This window comes from Sphingopyxis sp. (genome assembly GCF_016704835.1).
GTDB lineage: Bacteria > Pseudomonadota > Alphaproteobacteria > Sphingomonadales > Sphingomonadaceae > Sphingopyxis.
The window spans coordinates 815,757-835,387 of the sequence record NZ_JADIZJ010000001.1 but is presented as its reverse complement, the minus strand read 5'-3'; the positions used below and the strand labels follow the sequence as shown (position 1 = coordinate 835,387).

19 protein-coding genes are annotated in these 19,631 nt (G+C 65.7%); 9 read left to right on the top strand and 10 right to left on the bottom strand.

What is annotated here, in order from left to right:
• Nucleotides 1-57 precede the first annotated feature (57 nt).
• From recJ to IPF76_RS04120, 4 genes are read right to left on the bottom strand one after another with little or no spacing between them, the layout of a single operon-like run.
• Nucleotides 58-1,827 (bottom strand): single-stranded-DNA-specific exonuclease RecJ, encoded by a 1,770-nt coding sequence (recJ, locus tag IPF76_RS04135; RefSeq protein ID WP_293840045.1) that lies wholly within the window; start codon nt 1,825-1,827, stop codon nt 58-60.
• Nucleotides 1,824-3,335 carry a PH domain-containing protein gene (locus IPF76_RS04130; RefSeq protein ID WP_293840043.1) on the bottom strand — a complete coding sequence of 504 codons (1,512 nt, stop codon included), beginning with the start codon at nt 3,333-3,335 and terminating at the stop codon, nt 1,824-1,826. Before IPF76_RS04130 ends, recJ begins: the two co-directional genes overlap by 4 nt.
• Complete coding sequence (locus IPF76_RS04125) at nt 3,332-3,859, bottom strand: PH domain-containing protein (protein ID WP_293840040.1); 528 nt, start codon at nt 3,857-3,859, stop codon at nt 3,332-3,334. The genes IPF76_RS04130 and IPF76_RS04125 overlap by 4 nt, the downstream gene beginning before the upstream one ends.
• Before the next feature lie 25 nt (nt 3,860-3,884).
• Nucleotides 3,885-5,846, bottom strand: a complete 1,962-nt coding sequence (locus tag IPF76_RS04120) for an alkyl sulfatase dimerization domain-containing protein (protein WP_293840037.1) — start codon at nt 5,844-5,846, stop codon at nt 3,885-3,887.
• Nucleotides 5,847-5,911: 65 nt separating this feature from the next.
• Here IPF76_RS04120 and IPF76_RS04115 point away from each other — a divergent pair, with 65 nt between their 5' ends.
• Together IPF76_RS04115 and IPF76_RS04110 are read left to right on the top strand one after the other, a co-directional pair.
• Nucleotides 5,912-6,397: an NAD(P)H-dependent oxidoreductase gene (locus IPF76_RS04115; RefSeq protein ID WP_293840034.1), complete on the top strand. Its 486-nt coding sequence runs from the start codon at nt 5,912-5,914 to the stop codon at nt 6,395-6,397.
• Nucleotides 6,398-6,631: 234 nt separating this feature from the next.
• Complete coding sequence (locus IPF76_RS04110; protein ID WP_293841916.1) at nt 6,632-8,257, top strand: NAD(P)/FAD-dependent oxidoreductase; 1,626 nt, start codon at nt 6,632-6,634, stop codon at nt 8,255-8,257.
• Nucleotides 8,258-8,309: 52 nt separating this feature from the next.
• Here the strand turns inward: IPF76_RS04110 and glpX are convergent, their stop codons facing one another.
• Nucleotides 8,310-9,281, bottom strand: coding sequence for a class II fructose-bisphosphatase (gene glpX, locus IPF76_RS04105; protein WP_293840031.1), 972 nt, complete (start codon nt 9,279-9,281; stop codon nt 8,310-8,312).
• Nucleotides 9,282-9,435: 154 nt separating this feature from the next.
• On the opposite strand from glpX, the gene IPF76_RS04100 reads away from it, so the two are divergent.
• Nucleotides 9,436-9,807, top strand: coding sequence for a hypothetical protein (locus tag IPF76_RS04100; RefSeq protein WP_293840029.1), 372 nt, complete (start codon nt 9,436-9,438; stop codon nt 9,805-9,807).
• Here the strand turns inward: IPF76_RS04100 and IPF76_RS04095 are convergent.
• The 3 genes from IPF76_RS04095 to IPF76_RS04085 all read right to left on the bottom strand — a co-directional run bounded on the left by IPF76_RS04095 (nt 9,804) and on the right by IPF76_RS04085 (nt 13,041).
• A complete protein-coding gene (locus tag IPF76_RS04095; protein WP_293840026.1) occupies nt 9,804-10,646 on the bottom strand; it encodes a hypothetical protein in 843 nt (280 codons plus the stop codon). The genes IPF76_RS04100 and IPF76_RS04095 overlap by 4 nt on opposite strands.
• Nucleotides 10,647-10,704: 58 nt before the next feature.
• Nucleotides 10,705-12,024 carry a homoserine dehydrogenase gene (locus IPF76_RS04090; RefSeq protein WP_293840023.1) on the bottom strand — a complete coding sequence of 440 codons (1,320 nt, stop codon included), beginning with the start codon at nt 12,022-12,024 and terminating at the stop codon, nt 10,705-10,707.
• A 117-nt stretch (nt 12,025-12,141) separates the two neighbouring features.
• Entirely contained in the window at nt 12,142-13,041 is a 900-nt protein-coding gene (locus IPF76_RS04085) for a hypothetical protein (RefSeq protein WP_293840020.1), read from the bottom strand.
• A gap of 248 nt (nt 13,042-13,289) precedes the next feature.
• Here IPF76_RS04085 and IPF76_RS04080 point away from each other — a divergent pair, with 248 nt between their 5' ends.
• The 5 genes from IPF76_RS04080 to IPF76_RS04060 all read left to right on the top strand — a co-directional run bounded on the left by IPF76_RS04080 (nt 13,290) and on the right by IPF76_RS04060 (nt 16,847).
• Nucleotides 13,290-13,943 (top strand): energy transducer TonB, encoded by a 654-nt coding sequence (locus tag IPF76_RS04080; RefSeq protein ID WP_293840017.1) that lies wholly within the window; start codon nt 13,290-13,292, stop codon nt 13,941-13,943.
• 63 nt (nt 13,944-14,006) lie between these two features.
• Complete coding sequence (locus tag IPF76_RS04075; RefSeq protein WP_293840014.1) at nt 14,007-14,813, top strand: MotA/TolQ/ExbB proton channel family protein; 807 nt, start codon at nt 14,007-14,009, stop codon at nt 14,811-14,813.
• Between the two features lie 123 nt (nt 14,814-14,936).
• Nucleotides 14,937-15,458, top strand: coding sequence for a biopolymer transporter ExbD (locus IPF76_RS04070; RefSeq protein ID WP_293840012.1), 522 nt, complete (start codon nt 14,937-14,939; stop codon nt 15,456-15,458).
• A gap of 35 nt (nt 15,459-15,493) precedes the next feature.
• On the top strand, nt 15,494-15,919 hold the full coding sequence (locus IPF76_RS04065) for a biopolymer transporter ExbD (protein WP_293840010.1): 426 nt from the start codon (nt 15,494-15,496) through the stop codon (nt 15,917-15,919).
• 355 nt (nt 15,920-16,274) lie between these two features.
• Nucleotides 16,275-16,847: a superoxide dismutase family protein gene (locus IPF76_RS04060; protein ID WP_293840008.1), complete on the top strand. Its 573-nt coding sequence runs from the start codon at nt 16,275-16,277 to the stop codon at nt 16,845-16,847.
• Between the two features lie 11 nt (nt 16,848-16,858).
• On the opposite strand, the gene IPF76_RS04055 is transcribed toward IPF76_RS04060, so the two are convergent.
• The gene (locus tag IPF76_RS04055) at nt 16,859-18,454 is read right to left on the bottom strand and encodes an MFS transporter (RefSeq protein ID WP_293840006.1); all 1,596 of its coding nucleotides are present in this window, start codon (nt 18,452-18,454) and stop codon (nt 16,859-16,861) included.
• Between the two features lie 109 nt (nt 18,455-18,563).
• Here IPF76_RS04055 and IPF76_RS04050 point away from each other — a divergent pair, with 109 nt between their 5' ends.
• On the top strand, nt 18,564-19,058 hold the full coding sequence (locus IPF76_RS04050; protein WP_293841914.1) for a low molecular weight protein-tyrosine-phosphatase: 495 nt from the start codon (nt 18,564-18,566) through the stop codon (nt 19,056-19,058).
• On the opposite strand, the gene thpR is transcribed toward IPF76_RS04050, so the two are convergent.
• Nucleotides 18,971-19,582, bottom strand: coding sequence for an RNA 2',3'-cyclic phosphodiesterase (thpR, locus tag IPF76_RS04045; RefSeq protein ID WP_293840004.1), 612 nt, complete (start codon nt 19,580-19,582; stop codon nt 18,971-18,973). The two genes, IPF76_RS04050 and thpR, sit on opposite strands and share 88 nt — an antisense overlap.
• Nucleotides 19,583-19,631 lie beyond the last annotated feature (49 nt).

The window sequence follows — 19,631 nt, the reverse complement described above, 5'->3', positions numbered from 1 at the left end:
CCATACGGTCAAGCGCGCTGGCGCTGCGCTCGCGCAAAAATATTGCGCGGCATGCGGTCAATCGGCCCAGGCCGCGTCCTCAAGGTGGAGTTCGGCCGCGGGGCGGCTGCCCCAGTCGTCGCGTTTGGCGCGCCCCGCGAGCCATAATTTGCGTGCCCCGCGGGCGTGGAGCAGCGTCTGACCGAGCTCGGTTTCGGCGCTGCGAAAGGCGATCGCCTTGAACCGCCCGCCATCGTCGCCCGCCACGATCAGCCGGACATGGTCGGTGCCGACGATCCCCGCTTCGACGATCCGTACCGGCCCCGTCGCGACGCGCGGCGCGGGCCAGCCGGCGCCATAGGGTCCGGCGCTCTCGATTGCGTCGCACCAGAGCGGCGAAATTCCGCGCGGCGCCAGCACCGCGTCGATCAACAATGCCTTGTCGCCGCTCGCGCGTTCGACGTCGGCGGCGAGGCGGTCGTTGAGGAAGGCGCCGAGCGCATCGACCTTGCCAGCTTCCACGGTCAGCCCGGCCGCCATCGCATGGCCGCCGCCGGCGACGAGGAGACCGCTTTCCTTTGCCGCAAGGATCGCGGCGCCCAGATCGACGCCGCTGATCGAGCGGCCCGACCCCTTGCCGATGCCCGCCTCATCCACTGCGATGACGATTGCGGGGCGGTGCAGGCGCTCTTTCAGCCGCCCGGCGACGATGCCGATCACCCCGGGGTGCCAACCCTGTCCGGCGACAATCGCGACCGGCGCATTGCCGCAGGCGGTGCTCGCGGTCATCGCTTCGTCGAGAACGACCGCCTCAATCGCGCGGCGTTCCTCGTTGAGCCGGTTGAGTTCCTGCGAGATGTCGGCGGCTTCCTGCGGGTCCGATGTCGTCAGCAAGCGAACACCGAGGTCGGATTTGCCGACGCGCCCGCCGGCGTTGATCCTGGGGCCGAGCGCAAAGCCCATGTCGCTCGCGGTCGGCGGCTTGGTCAGCCGCGCGGCATCCATCAGCGCCGCGAGACCAGTGTTGCCGCGCCGCGCCATCACCTTCAGTCCCTGCGTCACCAGCGCGCGGTTGAACCCGGTCAGCCGCGCAACGTCGGCGACGGTACCGAGCGCGACAAGGTCGAGCAGGTCGATCAGCGCGGGCTCGTCGCGCGTCGCGAAAAAGCCGCGCGTGCGCAATGTGCGGAGCAGCGCCGCGCCGAGCAGGAAGGCGACGCCGACCGCGGCGAGATTGCCGTGGATCGCGGCGTCGGGCGCTTCGTCGAGCCGGTTGGGGTTCACCAGCGCAAAGGCCGCGGGCAGCGTCGTCGCGCATTGGTGATGATCGACGACGATCACCTCGACCCCCGCCGCATTGGCCTCGGCGATCGCTTCAAACGCCTGCGCGCCGCAATCGACGGTGACGATCAGCTTCGACCCGGCCTCGCCGATCTTGACCAGCGCCGCGCCCGAGGGGCCATAACCCTCCATCAAGCGGTCGGGAATATAGGCGCCGGCGGGCAGCCCGAGCCCGCGCAGCAGCCGCACGAGCAGGGCGGCCGAGGTGGCGCCGTCGACGTCATAATCGCCAAAGATCGTCACCGCCTCACCGCCCTCGACCGCATCGGCGAGCCGCGCCGCGGCGGCCTCCATGTCGCGAAACAGCGACGGGTCGGGCATGAAGCCGCGCAGGGTCGGGGTGCGCTGTCGGTCGAGATCGCCCCGCGTCACCCCGCGCGCGAGCAGCAATTGGGTGACCAGATCGTCAGGGGCCAGATTTTCGGCGGTCATGTCGGCGCTGGCGCGCCGCCAATGCCAGGGCTGGCCGAGGATCGAGCGGGCGATACCGAGCGCGGCGTCGCTCATGCGCGCGCTCGCGCGGTCAGAATGCGGTCGCGCAGATCGCGTGCGGTCGCGATGGGGATCGCGGGGATCTCGTGGGCCGCGAGCGAACTGCCCCCGGGAACCCCGAAGACCAGCGTCGCGAGACCGAGCGGGCGGAGGATGAAATCGCTTTTGAGGTCGACGCTCTGCACCGACGCATGCGGCAGCAGCGTCATCTTGGGTTTCCACCAACCCCGGCGGATCGCGATCTGCTCGTCAAGATCGGCCCAGCGATGATATCGGGCCGCCCAGAAGGCGATCAGCGCAATCAGGGGCGCCGCGACAAGCGCGAGCCAGCCGACGTCATTACCAAGATACAGCGCAACGCCGCCGCCGATCAGCGCGCACCCAGCGCCGATGATCGGCCCCAATGCGACGATGCGGTGGCTGTGCTGCCACGATTGGCCGGCATCGGGGCGCCGGATCACGACCTCGGCCAGCACGGGGTCGATCGCGGCCAGCTTTGCGAAGGGGACGACCTGATGGTCGCGTTCCTTTCCGCCGTCGCTCGCCAGGCTCTGCAGGCGCAGTTCGTGCCAGCCGAAGCGCTGCCGAAACCAACCGGTGACGAGGATCGCCGCCTGCACGCGCTTCACCGGCACCGCGACATCGGTGCGCGTCGTCAGGCCGCGAGTGCGGCGCAGCGTGCGCGGCTCGCGGGTCAGGCGGAAATCCCAATTGGCGAAAAACATCGTCGCGACGCCGCTCGCGAAACCGATCAGCAGCAGCGATAGCGCCGCGCCGACCCCCGCAATCCAGCGATGCGCCAGTAGCCATTGGTCGAGTCCATAATCTTCGGCGACATCGACCCAGTCCATCGGGTTGAAGACGTTGAATTTGAACGGCAGCAGCCCGTCGAAAAACTGCATACCGGCGCCGACGACCGCGAGCGCGGCAAGCGAAAAGTTGAACAATCCTGCGGTCAGCAACTGCCGCGGCGTCATCGCAAAGAGCAGGCGGTCCGCGGTGACGGGCGCCGTGTCGGACGGATCGGCCGCGACCGGCGCCGCCTCGCCGCTGCGATGCGCGCGGATCGTCGTGCGTAGCGCCTGCGCGCTGTCGAGCGCGATGGCGTCGAGGTCTGCGTCATTCTCCTTGCCGCCGGCGCCGGTTTCGAACCCGACCTTGGCGATCCCCAGCGCGCGCGACACCAGCCCCTGTTCGATGCTGACGTCCTGGATGCGGTCGAACGGGATCGTGCGATGCTGGCGCGACAACACCCCGCTTTCGATGACGATCTCGTCGTCGCCGACCAGAAAACGAAAGCGCAACCAGTGCAGCCAGGCGGCGACGAGCGAAAAGAGCAGGAAGGCAAGGATCGCGGGGACGATATAGACCCAGTTGCCCGTAAAGCCGAGCGCCGCGACCGCGGGCAGGAAATTCAGGCTGCGCGGTCCCAGCTTGACGATGGCGAGCGCCAGCGTCGCGGGATGCAGCCGCTGCCAATCTGGCTCCCCCTCAATGGCGGGAATCGCGGCATCGTCGCTCATGCGAAATCGGTCTGGATATGCCGCCGGATCGTCTCGCGCATCGCGGCGGCGAGGTCAGCGGGCAGTCCGGGCAGCGTCACCGTGCTGTTATGCGTCCCCGACGTGTGAACAATCAGGTGCGACAACCCGAACCAGCGCTCGACCGGCCCTTGCCCGACGTCGATATGCTGGACACGCACGAACGGGACGATCGTGTCGGTACGAAACAGCCAACCGCGCGCGACGCGCAGCTGCCCTTCGCCGATCTTGTACCCCCAGCGCGACACGCGCCGCGACGGAAAGCTTATGATCACGACCGTCGCGATCAGCCATGCCGCCGCGGTGATCAGCCCATAAGGCCCTTCGACATGGCGAATCAGCAGGTAATCGAACACACTCGCTCCGATCGCCAGCGGGATCAGGTTGAGCGCCGTCGCAACGCGCAGCACCTGCGCGTAGGCGGGATCGATCGGGTCGAGCCCTTCGGCGGCGTTAAGCGCTTCGGGGTCGAAGGGATCGGTCGGGCGCGCGGGCGTGTCGGTCATATTCCTCCGTTAGTCGTTCGGGCCCTCAAGGCACAACCACATTGAAGCGCGGGTCGGCGGGCGGGTGAAGCGCGAACCACGACAGGAACGCCATTCGGTCGCCGTCGATCCTGATCGCCCCCGACTGGATCAGCGCCGGAAACTGCGCCCGCCCCATCATCGCCTCGTCGAGAATCTTGCGATCGATCGTCACCGTCGCGGTCGGCGCGGCTTCGGTGACGCCATAGCGCGGGAATTCGACCCCGCCGCCGACGACCACCGCCACCGTCTCCTTGCTGTCGGGCAGCACGAACTGGAAAATCCCCTTGACCGCGCTCCCCTTCGCGGCGTCGAAGCGCGTCGCGAGCGCGTCGAAAAACACCGCGGTCGGGATCGCGCTGACGAAGCTGCGGCTCTGTCCGTTCCCCATCGACGCCTCGACGGCATTGCCGCGCAGGCTCGCCGCAGCGGCCAGATAATAGTTCCGCCACGCCCCCGACTCGGCCTGATAGCCCATCTGGTCGTACGCCGAGGCCAGCGCCGCGCGCGCCGCCTGATTGCCCGGCTCGGCAAACACCAGCTTGTTCAAAAGCTCGGCCGCCCAGCGATAATCGCCCGCTGCGATCGCCGCCTTGCCCGCCGCCAGCAACTTGTCCGCCCCGCCCGCCAGCGCGACATATTTGGGCGCCGATTGTTCGGGCGGCAGCGGGTTGAAATTCGCCGGATTGCCGTCCCACCAGCCGAAATAACGCTGATACACCGCCTTCATGTCGTGGTTCAACGTGCCATAATAACCGCGCGTCGAAAAATCGCGGCCCTGAACTGGCGCCTCGGGCGTCTGGTCGGCGAGCTCGTGCAGCGTCGCACCGCGGTTCGCCAGGAACAGCGTGCGGTCGTGGACATAGCGATAGGCATCGCGCTGGTTCGCCAGCAGCGACGACACCTCGCCCGCGCCCCATGTCGGCCAATGGTGCGACGCCATCGCGACCTCCGCCGTGCCGCCCCATTTCAGCAGCATCGCGTCGATCACCTTCGACCAGTGCAGCGCATCGCGCACCTGCGCCCCGCGCAGCGTCAGCACATTGTGCAGCGTGTGCGTGACGACCTCGGTCGTGTGCAAAGCCTTGTAGGCCGCAATGTAGAAGACGAACTCCGACGGCGCCTCGGTGCTGCCCGCGTCGAGGAAGTCGAACGCCAGCCCGTCGATCATCAGCGTCCCGCCCTTTTCGCTCACGATCTCGGTCGGCTCCATATAGCCGACGGTCCCCGACGACAGCTTGGGCCCCAGACCGGTGTCAACCTGCCCCGTCACTCCCGGCGGCAGGATCGCACCGAACATATAGAGCGCGCGCCGCCCCATCGCCCCGCCAGCGAGCACATTCTCCGACGTCGCTTCTTCCGAAAAACCATGCGGCGCGATGATGCGGATCTTCTGCGCCTTGACCTGTTCGGGGGTCACGATGCCGCCGACCCCGCCGAAATGATCGCTGTGGCTGTGCGAAAATATCACCGCCTTGATCGGCAGCTTGCCTGCTTTGGCCTCGATAGTATCGGCGAACAATTTCCAGCTCGCCGCCGCCGCTTCCTCGGACAAGAGCGGATCGACTAAGATCCATCCGCTCTTGCCGCGAATGATCGTCATCACCGAAATATCGTAACCGCGGACCTGCCAGATCTTACCCGGCACGACCTCGAACAGCCCGTGCACCGCGTCCAGCCGCGCCTGCCGCCACAGCGACGGGTTCACCGTGTCGGGGGCTTCGGCCTTGCTCAGAAACGCGTAGGGTCGCCGGTCCCACACAATCTTGCCATCGGCGGTCTGGATCACCCCACCGGGGATTTCGGCGAGCTTGCCGCGCATCACATTGGCCTCGTCTCGCGGGTCGCTGAGCGGCAGGCGCCCCGCGATCTCGGCTTGCGCGGTGCGCGTCGCCGTGCTCGCGGCGTCTTGCGCCACCGCGGCGAAGGACAGGGTGCTGGCAAGCAGCAGGGCAGTCAGTCGGCGCATTTCATCTCTCCCCCATAGTTCGGGACAGCTTGCGCCGCGTGCCGGTGCTTGGCAAGCATCGGCGCATGACCGACGCACCGCCCCTGCTGATCGCCTGGCACAGCCGCACCGGTGGCAGCGAAGCGCTTGCGCGTGCTGCGGCCGAAGGGGCGGGGACGGCGAAGCTTGTCGCTGCAGCCGACGTCACGCCCGACGCGCTGCAGGCCGCGGCGGGCTATCTCTTCGTCGCGCCCGAAAATCTGGCCGCGCTTTCGGGCGCGATGAAAGAGATGTTCGACCGCTGCTATTACCCCTGCCTCGGCCGGCTGGAAGGCCGCCCCTATGCGACGATTATCTGCGCCGGTTCAGACGGTGAGGGTGCTCAGCGCCAGCTCGACCGTATCGCGACCGGCTGGCGGCTGAAACGGGTCGCGCAAGGCGTGATCGTGAACACCGCCGCACAGAGCGCCGAAGCGATCCTCGCGCCCAAGACGATTTCCGCTGCCCGCCTCACCGAAGCGCGCGATCTCGGTGCGGCGCTGGCCGAGGGAATTGTAGCCGGGATTTTCTGAAACAGGCTTTTCCCAAATCCGTTCGCCCCGCCCAACGAAGGGCTGTCCCTTCGTTGGGCGCCGCAAGTAGACGGACGGTGCTTCGACAAGCTCAGCATCAACGGCGACAGAATATTGCCTGTTAACGCGACCCAGCATCCGGTGCATTTCGCTAAACCAATATGGTCGGATGGGATGATCTGGCACCGAACGCGCGCCGTTGGCGCGGCGACCATTGCCCGCTACAGGCACCCGATGCTTCGCCTGACCGAACTCACATTGCCGCTGCACCATGCGCAGGAGGAACTGCCTGCCGCGATCTGCAAGCGGCTGCGCATCACTCCACGCGAACTGGTGCGCCACGTCGTCGCACGGCGCGCGCATGATGCGCGCGACAAGACCAATATCCAGCTCGTCTATTCGGTCGACGTCAATGTGAAGGACGAGGGCGGGGTGCTCGCGCGCTTTCGCAAGGATCGCAATGTCCAGCAGACCCCGAACACCAGCTATAAACTCATCACGCAGGCGCCAAAGGGCGTCAAGCGGCCGGTGGTCGTCGGCGCGGGACCGTGCGGGCTGTTTGTCGGGCTGATCCTGGCGCAGATGGGGTTCCGCCCGATCATCCTCGACCGCGGCAAGGTCGTGCGCGAGCGCACGAAGGACACATGGGATCTGTGGCGGCGCGGGGTGCTCCACCCCGAATCGAACGTCCAGTTCGGCGAGGGCGGCGCGGGCACCTTTTCCGACGGCAAGCTCTACAGCCGGATCAAGGACCCGCGGCACCTTGATCGCAAGGTGCTGACCGAATTCGTCAAGGCGGGCGCGCCGCCCGAGATATTGACCGAGGCGCACCCGCATATCGGCACCTTCCGGTTGGTGACGATGGTCGAAAGCCTGCGCGAGACGATCGAGGGGCTGGGCGGCGAATATCGCTGGCAGCACAAGGTCGACGGGATCGAGATTGATACCGATGGGGCGGGCGAGCGCCGCGTCCAGGGGCTGCACCTTTCCAATGGTGAGTATATTGAGGCCGACCGCGTCGTGCTGGCGGTGGGCCACAGCGCGCGCGACACCTTTGCGATGCTCCACGCGGCGGGGGTGCATGTCGAGGCGAAGCCCTTTTCGATCGGCGTCCGGATCGAGCATCCGCAATCGTGGATCGACACGTCGCGCTTCGGCGCCGATGCGGGCAACCCGATCCTCGGCGCCGCCGAATATCATATCTCGCACCACTGCAAGAATGGCCGCACCGTCTACAGCTTTTGCATGTGTCCCGGCGGCACCGTCGTCGCCGCGACGTCTGAAGAGGGGCGAGTCGCGACCAATGGCATGAGCCAATATTCGCGCAACGAGCGCAACGCCAATTCGGGATTCGTCGTCGCGATCGATCCCGAACGCGACTATCCCGGCGATCCGCTCGCGGGGCTCGCCTTGCAGCGGCACTGGGAATCGCTCGCCTTTGTCGCGGGCGGTTCTAACTACAAGGCGCCCGCGCAGCGCGTCGGCGATTTCCTCGCGGGGCGTCCGTCAACCGCGCTGGGCAGTGTCGTGCCGTCGTACCGCCCCGGCGTGACCCCGACCGACCTTGCGGCCTGCCTGCCCGACTTCGCGGTCGAGGCGATGCGCGAGGCGATCCCGGTCTTCGGGCGGCAGATCAAGGGATACGACCATCCCGATGTGGTGATGACGGGGGTCGAAACCCGCACGTCGTCGCCGGTGCGCTTTACCCGCGGCGAGGATTTTCAGAGCCTGAATACCACCGGACTGTTCCCCGCTGGCGAGGGCGCGGGTTATGCCGGGGGCATCCTTTCGGCGGCGGTCGATGGCATCAAGGTCGCCGAGGCAGTCGCGCGGAGCCTTGTTGCCGGCTTGAAGCCGTAACGCTGACTCTGATCAACCCGAAGATACCCTCAGTCGGCGCGCGACGTCTGCCTTAAGCGGTCCGATGTTCGCCGCGCACCCAGCGCACCGTGCCCGACGACGCGCGCATGACCACCGTTTCGGTGGTCATCACCCCATCGCGGCGATGCTTGACGCCCCGCAGCAGCGACCCGTCGGTGACCCCGGTGGCGGCAAAGATGACGTCGCCCTTGGCCAGGTCTTCCAGGTCGTAAACGCGGTCGAGATCTTCGACCCCCCATTTGGCGGCGCGCCTGCGCTCGTCGTCGTTGCGGAACAGCAGGCGGCCCTTGAACTGACCGCCGACGCAGCGCAGCGCCGCGGCCGCCAGCACGCCCTCGGGCGCGCCGCCGCTGCCCATATAGATGTCGACGTTGGTGTCGGGGTTGGTCGTTGCGATCACGCCGGCGACGTCGCCGTCGGGGATCAGTGCGACGCCGCAGCCCAGGCTGCGCAGTTCGGCGATCATTGCTTCGTGACGCGGGCGGTCGAGCACGCAAACCATGACGTCGGCGGCGCCGCAGCCCTTTTCCTTGGCAACGGCCTCGACATTCTGGCGGATACTGTTGTCAAAATTGACGATGTTCGGTGAATATCCCGGGCCGACCGCCAGCTTGTCCATATAGACGTCGGGGGCGTTGAGCAGGCAGCCTTCTTCGGCGATCGCCAGCACCGCGAGCGCATTGGGACCAGCCTTGGCCGTGATCGTCGTGCCTTCCAGCGGGTCGACCGCTATGTCGATCTTCGGACCCTTGCCCGGCGCGCTGCCGACCTTTTCGCCGATATACAGCATCGGCGCTTCGTCGCGCTCGCCTTCGCCGATGACGATGGTGCCGTCCATGTACAGCGTGTTGAACGCGGTGCGCATCGCTTCGACCGCGGCGGCATCGGCAGCTTTTTCGTCGCCGCGCCCGATCAGCTTGGCCGCGGCGATCGCCGCCGCTTCGGTGACGCGCACCATTTCGAGTACGAGCACCCGGTCGAGGTTGCTGCCGCTGGTCGTCATGTCCGCTGATCTCCGTCTTTGGTCTTGCCTTGCCGCCCCGGTCGGGCATGGTGCGCGCCATATGGCCGGTCGCACTGCTTGTCGAGGACGCTTCGCCCGATTCGGAGCCGCTGCCCTGCTATCATGCGTCATCGCTGTGACAGGACAGGCGCAGGTGCAGGGTCCGCCCGCCCCGCCGCCGCCGCGCAATGCCGAAACCGCGGCGGCCAATGCCAAGGAGCTGGTCGACCCGATCCGCCGCTGCAAACCCGCCGACGACGGGTCGATCAACGTGTGCGGCACCGATACCGAACGGCACCGACTGACCCCCGAATTGCGCGCGATTGCGCAGGAAGGCCGCGAAGCGCCGCCCAAGTTGCCGCGCGCCGAAGCGAAGGCGATGAGCCTCGACACGCTGCCCTATAATTGGGTGTCGATCGGCGGTCGTTATGCGCCCGGCCCCGAATATAATGCGCTTTATGAAATGGCGAAGCGCGCGACCGATCCCGAGACGGGCCAGCCGCCGCCACCTGAACCCGAGGATTAGGCGAAGACCTCGCTGGCGGTGGTCTCCGGTTCGCTGGCGCGATAAAGTCCGGCGGGGATCAGGATCTGGCCGAGGAAATAGAGCGCGAACAGCAGTATCCAGCCAAAGCTCATGGCCGTCTCCAGCCACGATCCGGGGGCTTGGGCATTGTCCCAGATCACCGCCGCATGCAGCAGGACCAGCCCGCCGAACGCGGCGGCGACGATCAGGCCAAACAGAAAATAAAAGGCGAACAACCGCCATTGCGCCGCGCCGGTCAGCCGCCACGATTCGGCAAAGGCCGAAAAGGGTTCGAGCTTGCCGTTCGCGCCCATGATCGCCCCGGTCAGGCACAGCCGCGCGCCGAGCCAGGTCGCCAACAGTGACAGCAAGATGCGATAGGATTCGATGGCGATCGCAAACGCCGGGCCGCCCCCGCCCAGCAGCATATTCTGCGCGAATAGAAAGAGGGGCAGGGTGGCGAGCAGGCCGAGACCGAAATAGACGATGATGTTGCCGATCAGAAAGGCGACACCCGCGACCATTCCGTACATGATCTCGGAAACATAGCCTTCGCGCATCTCGGGCAGGATCGCGTTCCACGCCGCGAGCATCGCCCCCGCGGCGATCACCACCACGATGCCGAGCAGGTACAGGGGGCCGGCGATCGACCCGCTGATATGCGAGCTATAGGGGCTGGCGATCAGGGCGATCACGGTGCGCAGGTCAAAAATCGGCTCGCTCGACAACAAAAGGTACGGCACCACGACGCCCAGCGCGACATAAGCTGTCAGCGCCCCCGAGTGTTCGACCGCCAGCGCCCGCGCTTCGGCGAGCCCGTTCCTTATCTCGATATCCATGACGCCCCCTGCTTCCCCGTCACCGGGGTAACAAAGCGCGCAGCAATTTCAAGCCGCGTTACAGCGCCAGGATCGGCATGAGCATCGGCGTCCCAACGACATGGTCGGACCCCGCCAGGATCGTCAGCGCCGCATGGATCGCGCGCGCTGGCCCTTCATGGGTGACGAGCACGATGACCACACCGACTTCTTCATCGGTGCCGCGCTGGATAAAGCTTTCGATCGACACCCCCGCGTCGCGCATCGCGGTCGCGATTTCGGCGAGCACGCCAATGCGGTCCTCGACGATCAGGCGGACATAATGTTTGCCGACCCGCGCGCCGGCGTCGGCGACCGGCGCGGCGTCGAGCGAATCGACCGGCATCGCAAAGGCGGGGCCATATTCGTCGCGCGCGATGTCGATGATGTCGGCGACGATCGCCGACGCCGTCGGTCCCGCGCCCGCGCCTGCGCCCTCAAAGAATAGCCGACCGACAAAATTGCCCTCGGCGACCACGGCGTTGAGCGCCCCGGGGACATAGGCGAGCGGATGGTCCGCGGGGACCAGGCACGGCTGGACATGCTGGTACAGACCCGCGCCGTTGCGTTCGGCCATGCCGATCAGGCGAACGCGATGTCCCAGCGCCTCGGCCTCGCGAATGTCGGCGGCGATCAGGCCGCGGATGCCGTCGGCCGCCACCGCCGCGATGTCGAGCCGGGTGCCGAAACACAGCGCGGCGAGGATCGACAGCTTGTGCGCAGCGTCGATGCCGTCGACGTCGAAACTCGGGTCGGCCTCGGCATAACCCTCGGCCTGCGCCGCCGCGAGCGCATCGGCGAAACTTGCGCCGTTCCGCTCCATCTGTGTCAGGATATAATTGCATGTGCCATTCAGGATGCCGTAAACGCGTGCGATCTCGTTCGCCGACGCGCCCTCGCGGATCGCCTTGATCACCGGGATGCCGCCCGCGACCGCGGCTTCATATTTCAGCGGGGTGTCCTTTTCCTCGGCGAGGCGCGCGAGATCCAGCCCGTGATGCGCGATCATCGCCTTGTTCGCGGTGACCAGCGCCTTGCCCGCGCCCAGCGTATGGCGCGCGAGCGTCAGCGCCGATCCGTCGGCGCCGCCGATCATCTCGACGACGACATCGACGTCGGCCGCGGCGACCAGCGCGTCCATATCGTCTTCCCAACGATAGGGCGACAGGTCGATGCCGCGATCCTTGTGCCGGTCGCGCGCCGACACCGCGACGATCTCGATCGCACGCCCGGCGCGGCGCGCGATCAGCTCGCGGTTGGTCTCGAGCAGCCGGACGACGCCGCCGCCGACAACCCCGATTCCGGCGAGCGCCACGCGCAGCGGCGGGCGGAGAGCGGTCGGGGCAGGATGAGGCGGCATGCAGGACTCCGTCAAAAGTGCGAGCGACCGCCCGCCGATTGTCAGCGCCCTATCGCCTTTGCCGATGGAAACAAGCCCGATGCGCCTATGGTACACCGAAGCGGAAGTTTACTCATTCTAGGCAGGCGGCTTGCGGGTGCGCGTACATTCGCCGAGCGCGCCGAGCACGACGCCATAGTCCGACGCCGCCTTGCGGCGATCCTCGGGCGCGGTTCCCGCCAGCTTGCTCAGCGGCAGCTGGCGCGGCAGTCCGCAGGCGAGTCGGTACCAGGCGAGCGTATTGCGGGCGGGAACCGCCGCTGATCCGTCGACGATCTCGCCGAAGGCGGCGGCCCAGCGCCGCGAGCCGTCGGTGGCGGTCAAGATGGTCAGCGACACCGGCTCGCCGGTGCTGGTGTTCAGAAACAATTGCGTCTCGCCCTCGCCGGGCAAAGTGCCGGGGACGTGAAACCCGTTGGCGATGCCGGTGATCGCCGGCGGCGCGCCCGGTTTGACAACTTCGGTCAGGATCGCCCGCAACCGCGCCTCGGTCGCTGCGTCCCACAACAATTGCGCATCGGGAGCGACCAGTCGGACGCTGCCGGTGCTGCTGCTGCCCGCTGCGGCGCCCGCGACGGGGCGGGCAAAGAGCAGGACCGGCTGCTTCTTTTTCAGCTTCTGCGGCTTGCCATTGGCACCCAGCGGCAGGTCAACGAGATAGGAAACGCGCGATGCCAGCGGCCCCGATCCGCGAATCAGGCTGACCACGTCGACCTCGACATAGAATCGGCTATGCCCTGCCGCGACGCCCGGTGCCTGCGCGGGTTTGAGCGCCACGATGCTGTGGATCCGCGCGTGCAGCGCCATCGGCGCGGCGGTCGCCAGATCGGCGATATCGGCATAGCTGTACGGGCTTGACGCCGCTCCCGTCGCCGGGGTTTGCATCGCAGAAACGCTAGAAAATCCGGGGCTCAAGGCCAAAAGTCCGGCGATCGCCGCCGACAGATACGCATGCATGATCGATTGACTTTCCATCATTGTTGACATCGGTGGCAGCGAGTTGCTCCCCGTCATGGGGCAAGCCACATTAACCGCTGATAAAGGGTTTGCGAACTTGCCGCCACCGCGATAGGACGGGCGTCGAAGCGTCCGGCAAGAACATAATAAGCCGAACGTAGCGCCGCCGGGTCTGTGGAACGCATCGGAAATCATCCGGGCATTTGGCAACCGAACCCGTCGGCAGGGAATTGGTGTCAGGATGATCTAGCAAGGAGCGTCGTCCCTGAATGGCTTATGGTGATAATGTCGACCCTAAAAATAGGGTAGTGGCGATTGTCTTGGTTGGTTTGCTTACGGCAGTTCTGGGCTACGGCCTGGTTAACGGCTTGAATATTAGCATCGTCAAGAAACTCGCCGAAAAATTGGACGTGGTGGACGTGGAAGAGCCGCCGCCACCGGAAGAGCCGCCGCCGCCGCCGCCACCGGACAACAAGCTGCCGCCGCCGCCGCCGGTCGTGACGCCGCCGTCGCCCATTCCGCCGCCGGTATCGACGAACACGATCCAGTCGGTGCCCGTCGCGCCGCCGCGTCCTCCCGCGCCCGTGTACGTGCCGCCGGCACCGCCGGCGCCGCCGACGCCTGACCTCAGCGCTGCCGGTACGCCGCGCGGTAACCCGGGTCGTTGGGCGACCAACGACGATTATCCGGCGCGCGCCATGCGCGAAGAGCGTGAAGGCACCACCGGTTTTCGCGTCACCTATGGCGCCGATGGTCGCATCACGTCGTGCGACGTGACGTCGTCGAGCGGCCACCCTGACCTCGATGCCGAAACGTGCAAGCTCATCACGCGCCGCGGCCGGTTCAATCCGGGCAAGGATCGTGCGGGCAACCCCACGGGGGGCAGCTACAGCAATGGTATCCGGTGGCAGATCCCGCGCTGAACTCTGGCGCGCGGCTCGTCCGTTTTCGAATTTAATCGAATTTCTTGAGAGGGAATATCCAATATGTTTAATCTGATCGCAAATGCCGCTGCTGCGGCGCCGGCACACGATGCAGGGCTGAGCCTCATGCCCGCTGCGATGTGCGTCAAAGAAGAAGGCGCGAGCCCTTATGGTCTCGTACCCGCATTGTGCGAAGGCGGCGTCGTGTCGCAGGTCACTTTCCTGGTACTGCTGATCATGTTCGTCGGCACGCTTTACATCCTGTTCACCAAGCTGTTCGAACAGAACAAGGTGATGAACCAGGGCAAGGCCGTCGATGCCAATTTCTGGCGTGCGCCGACGCTCGCCGATGGTGCCGCAAAGCTGGAAAAGAACAGCGCCTATCGTCAGGTCGTCGAAGACGGCCTGCGCGCCAATGAAGAGCATAACAAGCTGACCGATCCCGTCGAAGCGCATGACTGGATGCACGGTACGCTCGAGCGGTCGCAGAACCACATCAACTCGAAGCTGAATAGCGGCCTCGCTTTCCTTGCGACCGTGGGTTCGACCGCACCGTTCGTCGGCCTGTTCGGTACCGTTATCGGTATTCTGCGCGCGCTGGTGAAGATCGGCGCGTCGGGCCAGGCCTCGATCGATACCGTTGCCGGTCCGGTCGGCGAAGCGTTGATCATGACCGCCATTGGTCTGATCGTGGCGGTTCCTGCGGTGCTTGCGTTCAACTGGCTCCAGAGCCGCAACAAGTCGATCGCTCGCCGTCTGTCGACCTTCTCGAACGACGTACTCGGCTCGATCATGTCGAACGGTCAGGTGAAGCCGGCGATTCAGAACGCCAAGGCGGCTGCCCCGGCCGCGGCACCGAAAAAGGCCTGATCGGCCTCATGGATCCCGCCTGTCGCCAGTGGCGGCAGGCGGGGGCCGCTGGACAGGGCGATACGCCGGTGGCGCGCCGACCCGATGTCCGTGACAGAAATTTTGTGACAGGATACTGATCCTATGTCGATGAGTGTAGGCGACAAGGGGGGCGAAGAGGCCCCGATGTCCGAGATCAACACGACTCCGCTCGTGGATATCATGCTTGTGTTGCTCATCATCTTCCTCATTACGGTTCCCGTGGTGCTGGAGACGGTGAACCTCAAGCTGCCCGACGTGGCGTTCGAGGTGACGACGACCAAGCCTGAGAATGTGCTGCTTTCGATCCGCTCGGCCGATACCGACGGCGACGGTGAACCCAATCCAGAAAGCACGGCGTGCGAAGTTTATTGGGGGCAGACCCCGGTCGATTCGAAGCAGCTTCTCGAACGTGGGCAGAAAAAGCTCGAAGACCTGATCGCCGATATTGGCGGCGTCGAGAATATCACCGAAGAAAATTTCCCCGAAGTGCATATCCGCGGCGACGTCAATACGCCGTACCAGTGCATCGGCGGGGTGATCTATACGATGCAATATGCCGGCTTCCAGAAGATCGGGTTCATTTCCGAACCGGCTCCTGGTTCGGGCACGGTGGGCCGTCTGTAAGGGCGTCCGACGTTTAGGAATGAAGGAATAATCGCATGTCCATGGCAGTTGGAGATCGGGACGAAAACGAACCGATGATGGACATGAACACGACGCCGCTTATCGACGTCATGCTCGTGCTCCTCATCATGTTCATTATCACCATCCCCGTCCAGACCCACGCGGTGAAGATCGACTTGCCGATTCCGACCGACAGTCAGAGCAATGTCGACCCCGAAAAGAACAAGGTGATGATCGATCCCGCGGGGACGATCACCTGGAACGGAACGCCGATCGACCTGGCCCAGCTGGCGCAGTATCTGGAACAGACCAAGGCATTGCCGGTCGAACCCGAATTGCAGGTCCAGCCCGACCCCTATTCGCGTTATATCGTCGTCGACAACGTCATGGCGGTGATCAAGCGGAGCGGCGTCGGCAAACTGGGCTTCGTCGGAAATGAACAATATGCTCGCGTCTTCTGATCTTTGATCGAAGCCGTCCGGCAGAGTACAGATGGGGCCGCGGAGCAATTCGCGGCCCTTTTCTTTTCGGAGCGCGCAGATGGCCGCTCGCGAGCAGAAGCTGACATCGCTTCTCCCCTCCCTTTCCGGGAGGGGTCGGGGGTGGGTGGCCGCCGAAGGCGGCGCTCTGCCTCGGCTCGCGATCGCTCGCGCCACTGCTAATCCCCCCCTGGAAGGGAGGGGAACGTCTCAAATCCAGCCCCAAGCCGACATACAAGCTTGGAACTCGCCCCGAATACGGGCATCTTCTCGTGCGAAGGGATCGCGAACGTCGCTGCGGCGTTCTAAGTCCGAACCGCCACTCGGGGAGCAGATAATGATCAAGCCACGATATGCAAAAACCTGGTCGATTCCGGCCGCCGCGCTGATCGGCGCGCTGGCGCTGGCGGGGTGCGCCAATATGGGCAAGACGCCGACATCCAAGCTGCCGGTTCCCGATGCTTACGCCGACCTGGTTGACGCGCGCGGCGCCGACCGCGGCCGCGTCGATGTCTTCAAGGATGGCAGCGGTTTGCGGCTCGAACTCGTCGCACGCGGTTTCGCTGCCGGCACCTATGGCATGCACGTTCATGCCGTCGGCCAGTGCGATGCCCCCAAATTCACCACCGCCGGGCCGCACTGGAACCCGACCGGCGCGCAGCACGGCCGCGAAAACCCGATGGGCGCGCATCATGGCGATCTGCCCAATCTGGTCGTCGAACCCGACACGATCGGCCGCGCGACGCTGCGACTGGTCGGCACCCGCCTGATGGGTGACGGCGCGATGCTCGATGCCGATGGCGCCGCGTTCGTCATCCATGCCGGTCCCGATGACATGAAAACCGATCCCAGCGGCAACAGCGGCGACCGCATTGCGTGCGGCGTGATCAGGCCCGCGCCCGCGGGGTAAGCCACGCGGGGTTAAGCGGTGGCGCGCTCGACGAGCGTTGCCTCGGCCTGCGGCACCGCGCGATAGGCATATAGCAACAGGATCAGCGCGATCGGCGCAACCCCGATCAGCGACAGGATGCCGGTCCGCAGATCGCCGACCGGCTGACCGTCGACAATCGTCCCGGCGAGGTCTGAAATCTGCCCCACCATATACGGGCCGAACGACAGGCCGACCAGGGTGGTGCCAAGGAAGAAGGCGGCGGTCGCGGTCCCGCGCATCCGTGGCAGCACCAGATCCTGCGTCGTCGCCGCGGCGGCGCCGAGTGCGGTCGCGCCAAACATGCCGGCCAGGAAGTTCATGACATAAAACAGGGTCGTATTGTCCGTCGTGTAGCCGATCCAGATTGGTACGATCGGTGCGACAACGCCAAAGATGATCATCAGGATCCGGCCTGCCGGATTCTTTGCGCGCAAGACATCGGCGATCCGCCCGCCAAGGATCACGCCAACAAAACCGCTGATCGCGCCGTTGGCGCCCAGCCAGAACGCCAGCTCCTGCTTCGGCAGCCCGAGCACGATTTCGGCATAGGGCGCCGACCAGAAGGCAAGCGCATAGGCGGCGAGCGAGACCAAGCCATAACCCAATGTCGTACAGATAAAGGCCGGGGTACCCCAAATCAGCCGAAAAGTCGCGGTATCGCGTGCGCGCAGCGTGCAGGCCCATGAGAATACGGCATAATAGCCCAGGGCGACCGCCGACCATTGCGGGAAATTGCCGGTCAATTCGATCATCCACCAAGCGAAGGCGGCGATTGCGGCGGCAAAGCCGATGTTGATCGCCAATGCCGCGGGGCCGCGCTGCCAGGCGCCGATCAGCGTGAACGGCGGAACGATTGTCGACAGATCCTGCGCAAACTGACGGAATGGTGCAGCCGAACTGGGACTCGCCACGCCGTCCATTGCGCCACGCGCCGGCTCGCGCAACGTCGCCACCCACAGCGCGACGAGAAGACCGGGAACGCCAACCGCCAGGAACGCTGCCTGCCAGCCGACGAGCCCGAGCGGGCCACCCCCCGGATAAGCTCCGTTCCACGCCTTGACGATCAAAGCCCCGATGAACAGCGAGACCCCGCCGCCGAGGTAGAGCCCCGACGAATAGATGGCGAGTGCGGTCGCGCGCTGCTTTTTGGGAAAATAGTCCGAAATCAACGAATAGGCGGTCGGACTCGCGGTCGCTTCGCCGACGCCGACGCCCATGCGGGCAAAGGTCAGCGTCATCTGGTCGCGCGCAAACCCGGACAAGGCGGTCATCGTCGACCACAGAGCGAGGCCGATCGACAGCAGCTTCACGCGGCTCCAATTATCGGCCAGCCGTCCCAGCGGGATGCCGAACAGCGCGTAAAAGACGGCAAAGGCGGCGCCGCCGAGAAACCCCATATCGGCGTCGGTCAGCCCCAGGTCGGCCTTGATGTCGACCGCGAGAATACTCATGATCTGCCGGTCGATGAAATTGAGGATATAGACGACCACCAGCACCGACAGCACATACCAGCTATAGCCGGTCGCCTTTGGTTCGAGAAATTCCGGCACTGCGGCTGTGGTGGTTTGGCTGACAGTTTCGGCCATCTGGCACCCTTCTCCCTGACCCATTATCTGTTATCGCTCGTGGCTAGCAGAGCCGAGGAACGACGCAAGTTGAAAGTCGGTTCAACTTTGGGATCAAGACATGAGTGACATGAGTGACATGCGTAACGATCGTGACATTGCGAAACCCGCGATCCTGTTTCTCTGCCTCGGCAATATCTGTCGCTCCCCGCTCGCCGAAGGCGCGGCGCGCGTCGCATTTGCCGATGCCGGTATCGTGGCCATGCTCGATTCGGCGGGGACCGGCGACTGGCACATCGGCCATCCGCCCGACCCCCGCGCGCAGGCCGAGGCGCGGCGCCGAGGCGTCGACATCGGCGACCTGCGCGGCCGGCAGTTGGCGCCCGAGGATTTCTACCGCTTCGACCTCATCCTCGCTGCCGATGGTGAAAACCTGCGCGAGGCGCGTGCACTGGCGCCGGCCGATGCGACGGCGCGGGTGCGGCTGATGCTCGATCTGGTGCCGGGACGGCAGGGCGCCAGCGTCGCGGACCCCTATTATGGCGACGAGGGCGGTTTCGCCGCGACGTGGGACGATGTCAGCGCGGTCGCCGCGGCGCTCGTCGCCGAAACGGCGAGCGGATAGCGCGCCACCGAATGATAGCGCGACCCGCCGTGCCCCATCTCGCTTTCGTACAGGATGACGTGATCGAAGACGAAGGCTGAACTCGCCAGATCGCCGTGCAACGTCAAGAAGGGCGCCACCGGCCCCGCCGATCGGTTAAGCCGCGCCAGCGTGATATGCGGCATGAAGGCGCGCGTTTCGGCCTCAATTCCGATGCGCGCGAGCGATTGATCGACCTTGCGCTTCAGCGCCGCGAGCGGCGCCAGCGGCTCGACCCCCGCCCACACCATATGCGGCGCACCGCGGCGGTCGAACAGCCCGACCCCCGCGATCCGCGCGCTGATCGCCGGAGCATGGATCGCTCCGAGCGCTGCGGCAATATCTTCGGCGCGATGCCGGTCGACTTCGCCGATAAAGCGCAGGGTCAGGTGCAGCTGGTCGTCGTCCTGCCAGCGCGCCGCCGAAATGCCGTGCATCGCAGTACCCAGTAGGTCACGAACGGGGCGCGGCGGGCGCAGCGCGACAAAGAGGCGGTGGGTCGACATGGCTTGTCCCGCATAAGGCGTCCGCGCCGCGTAACCAACGAAAGACGCA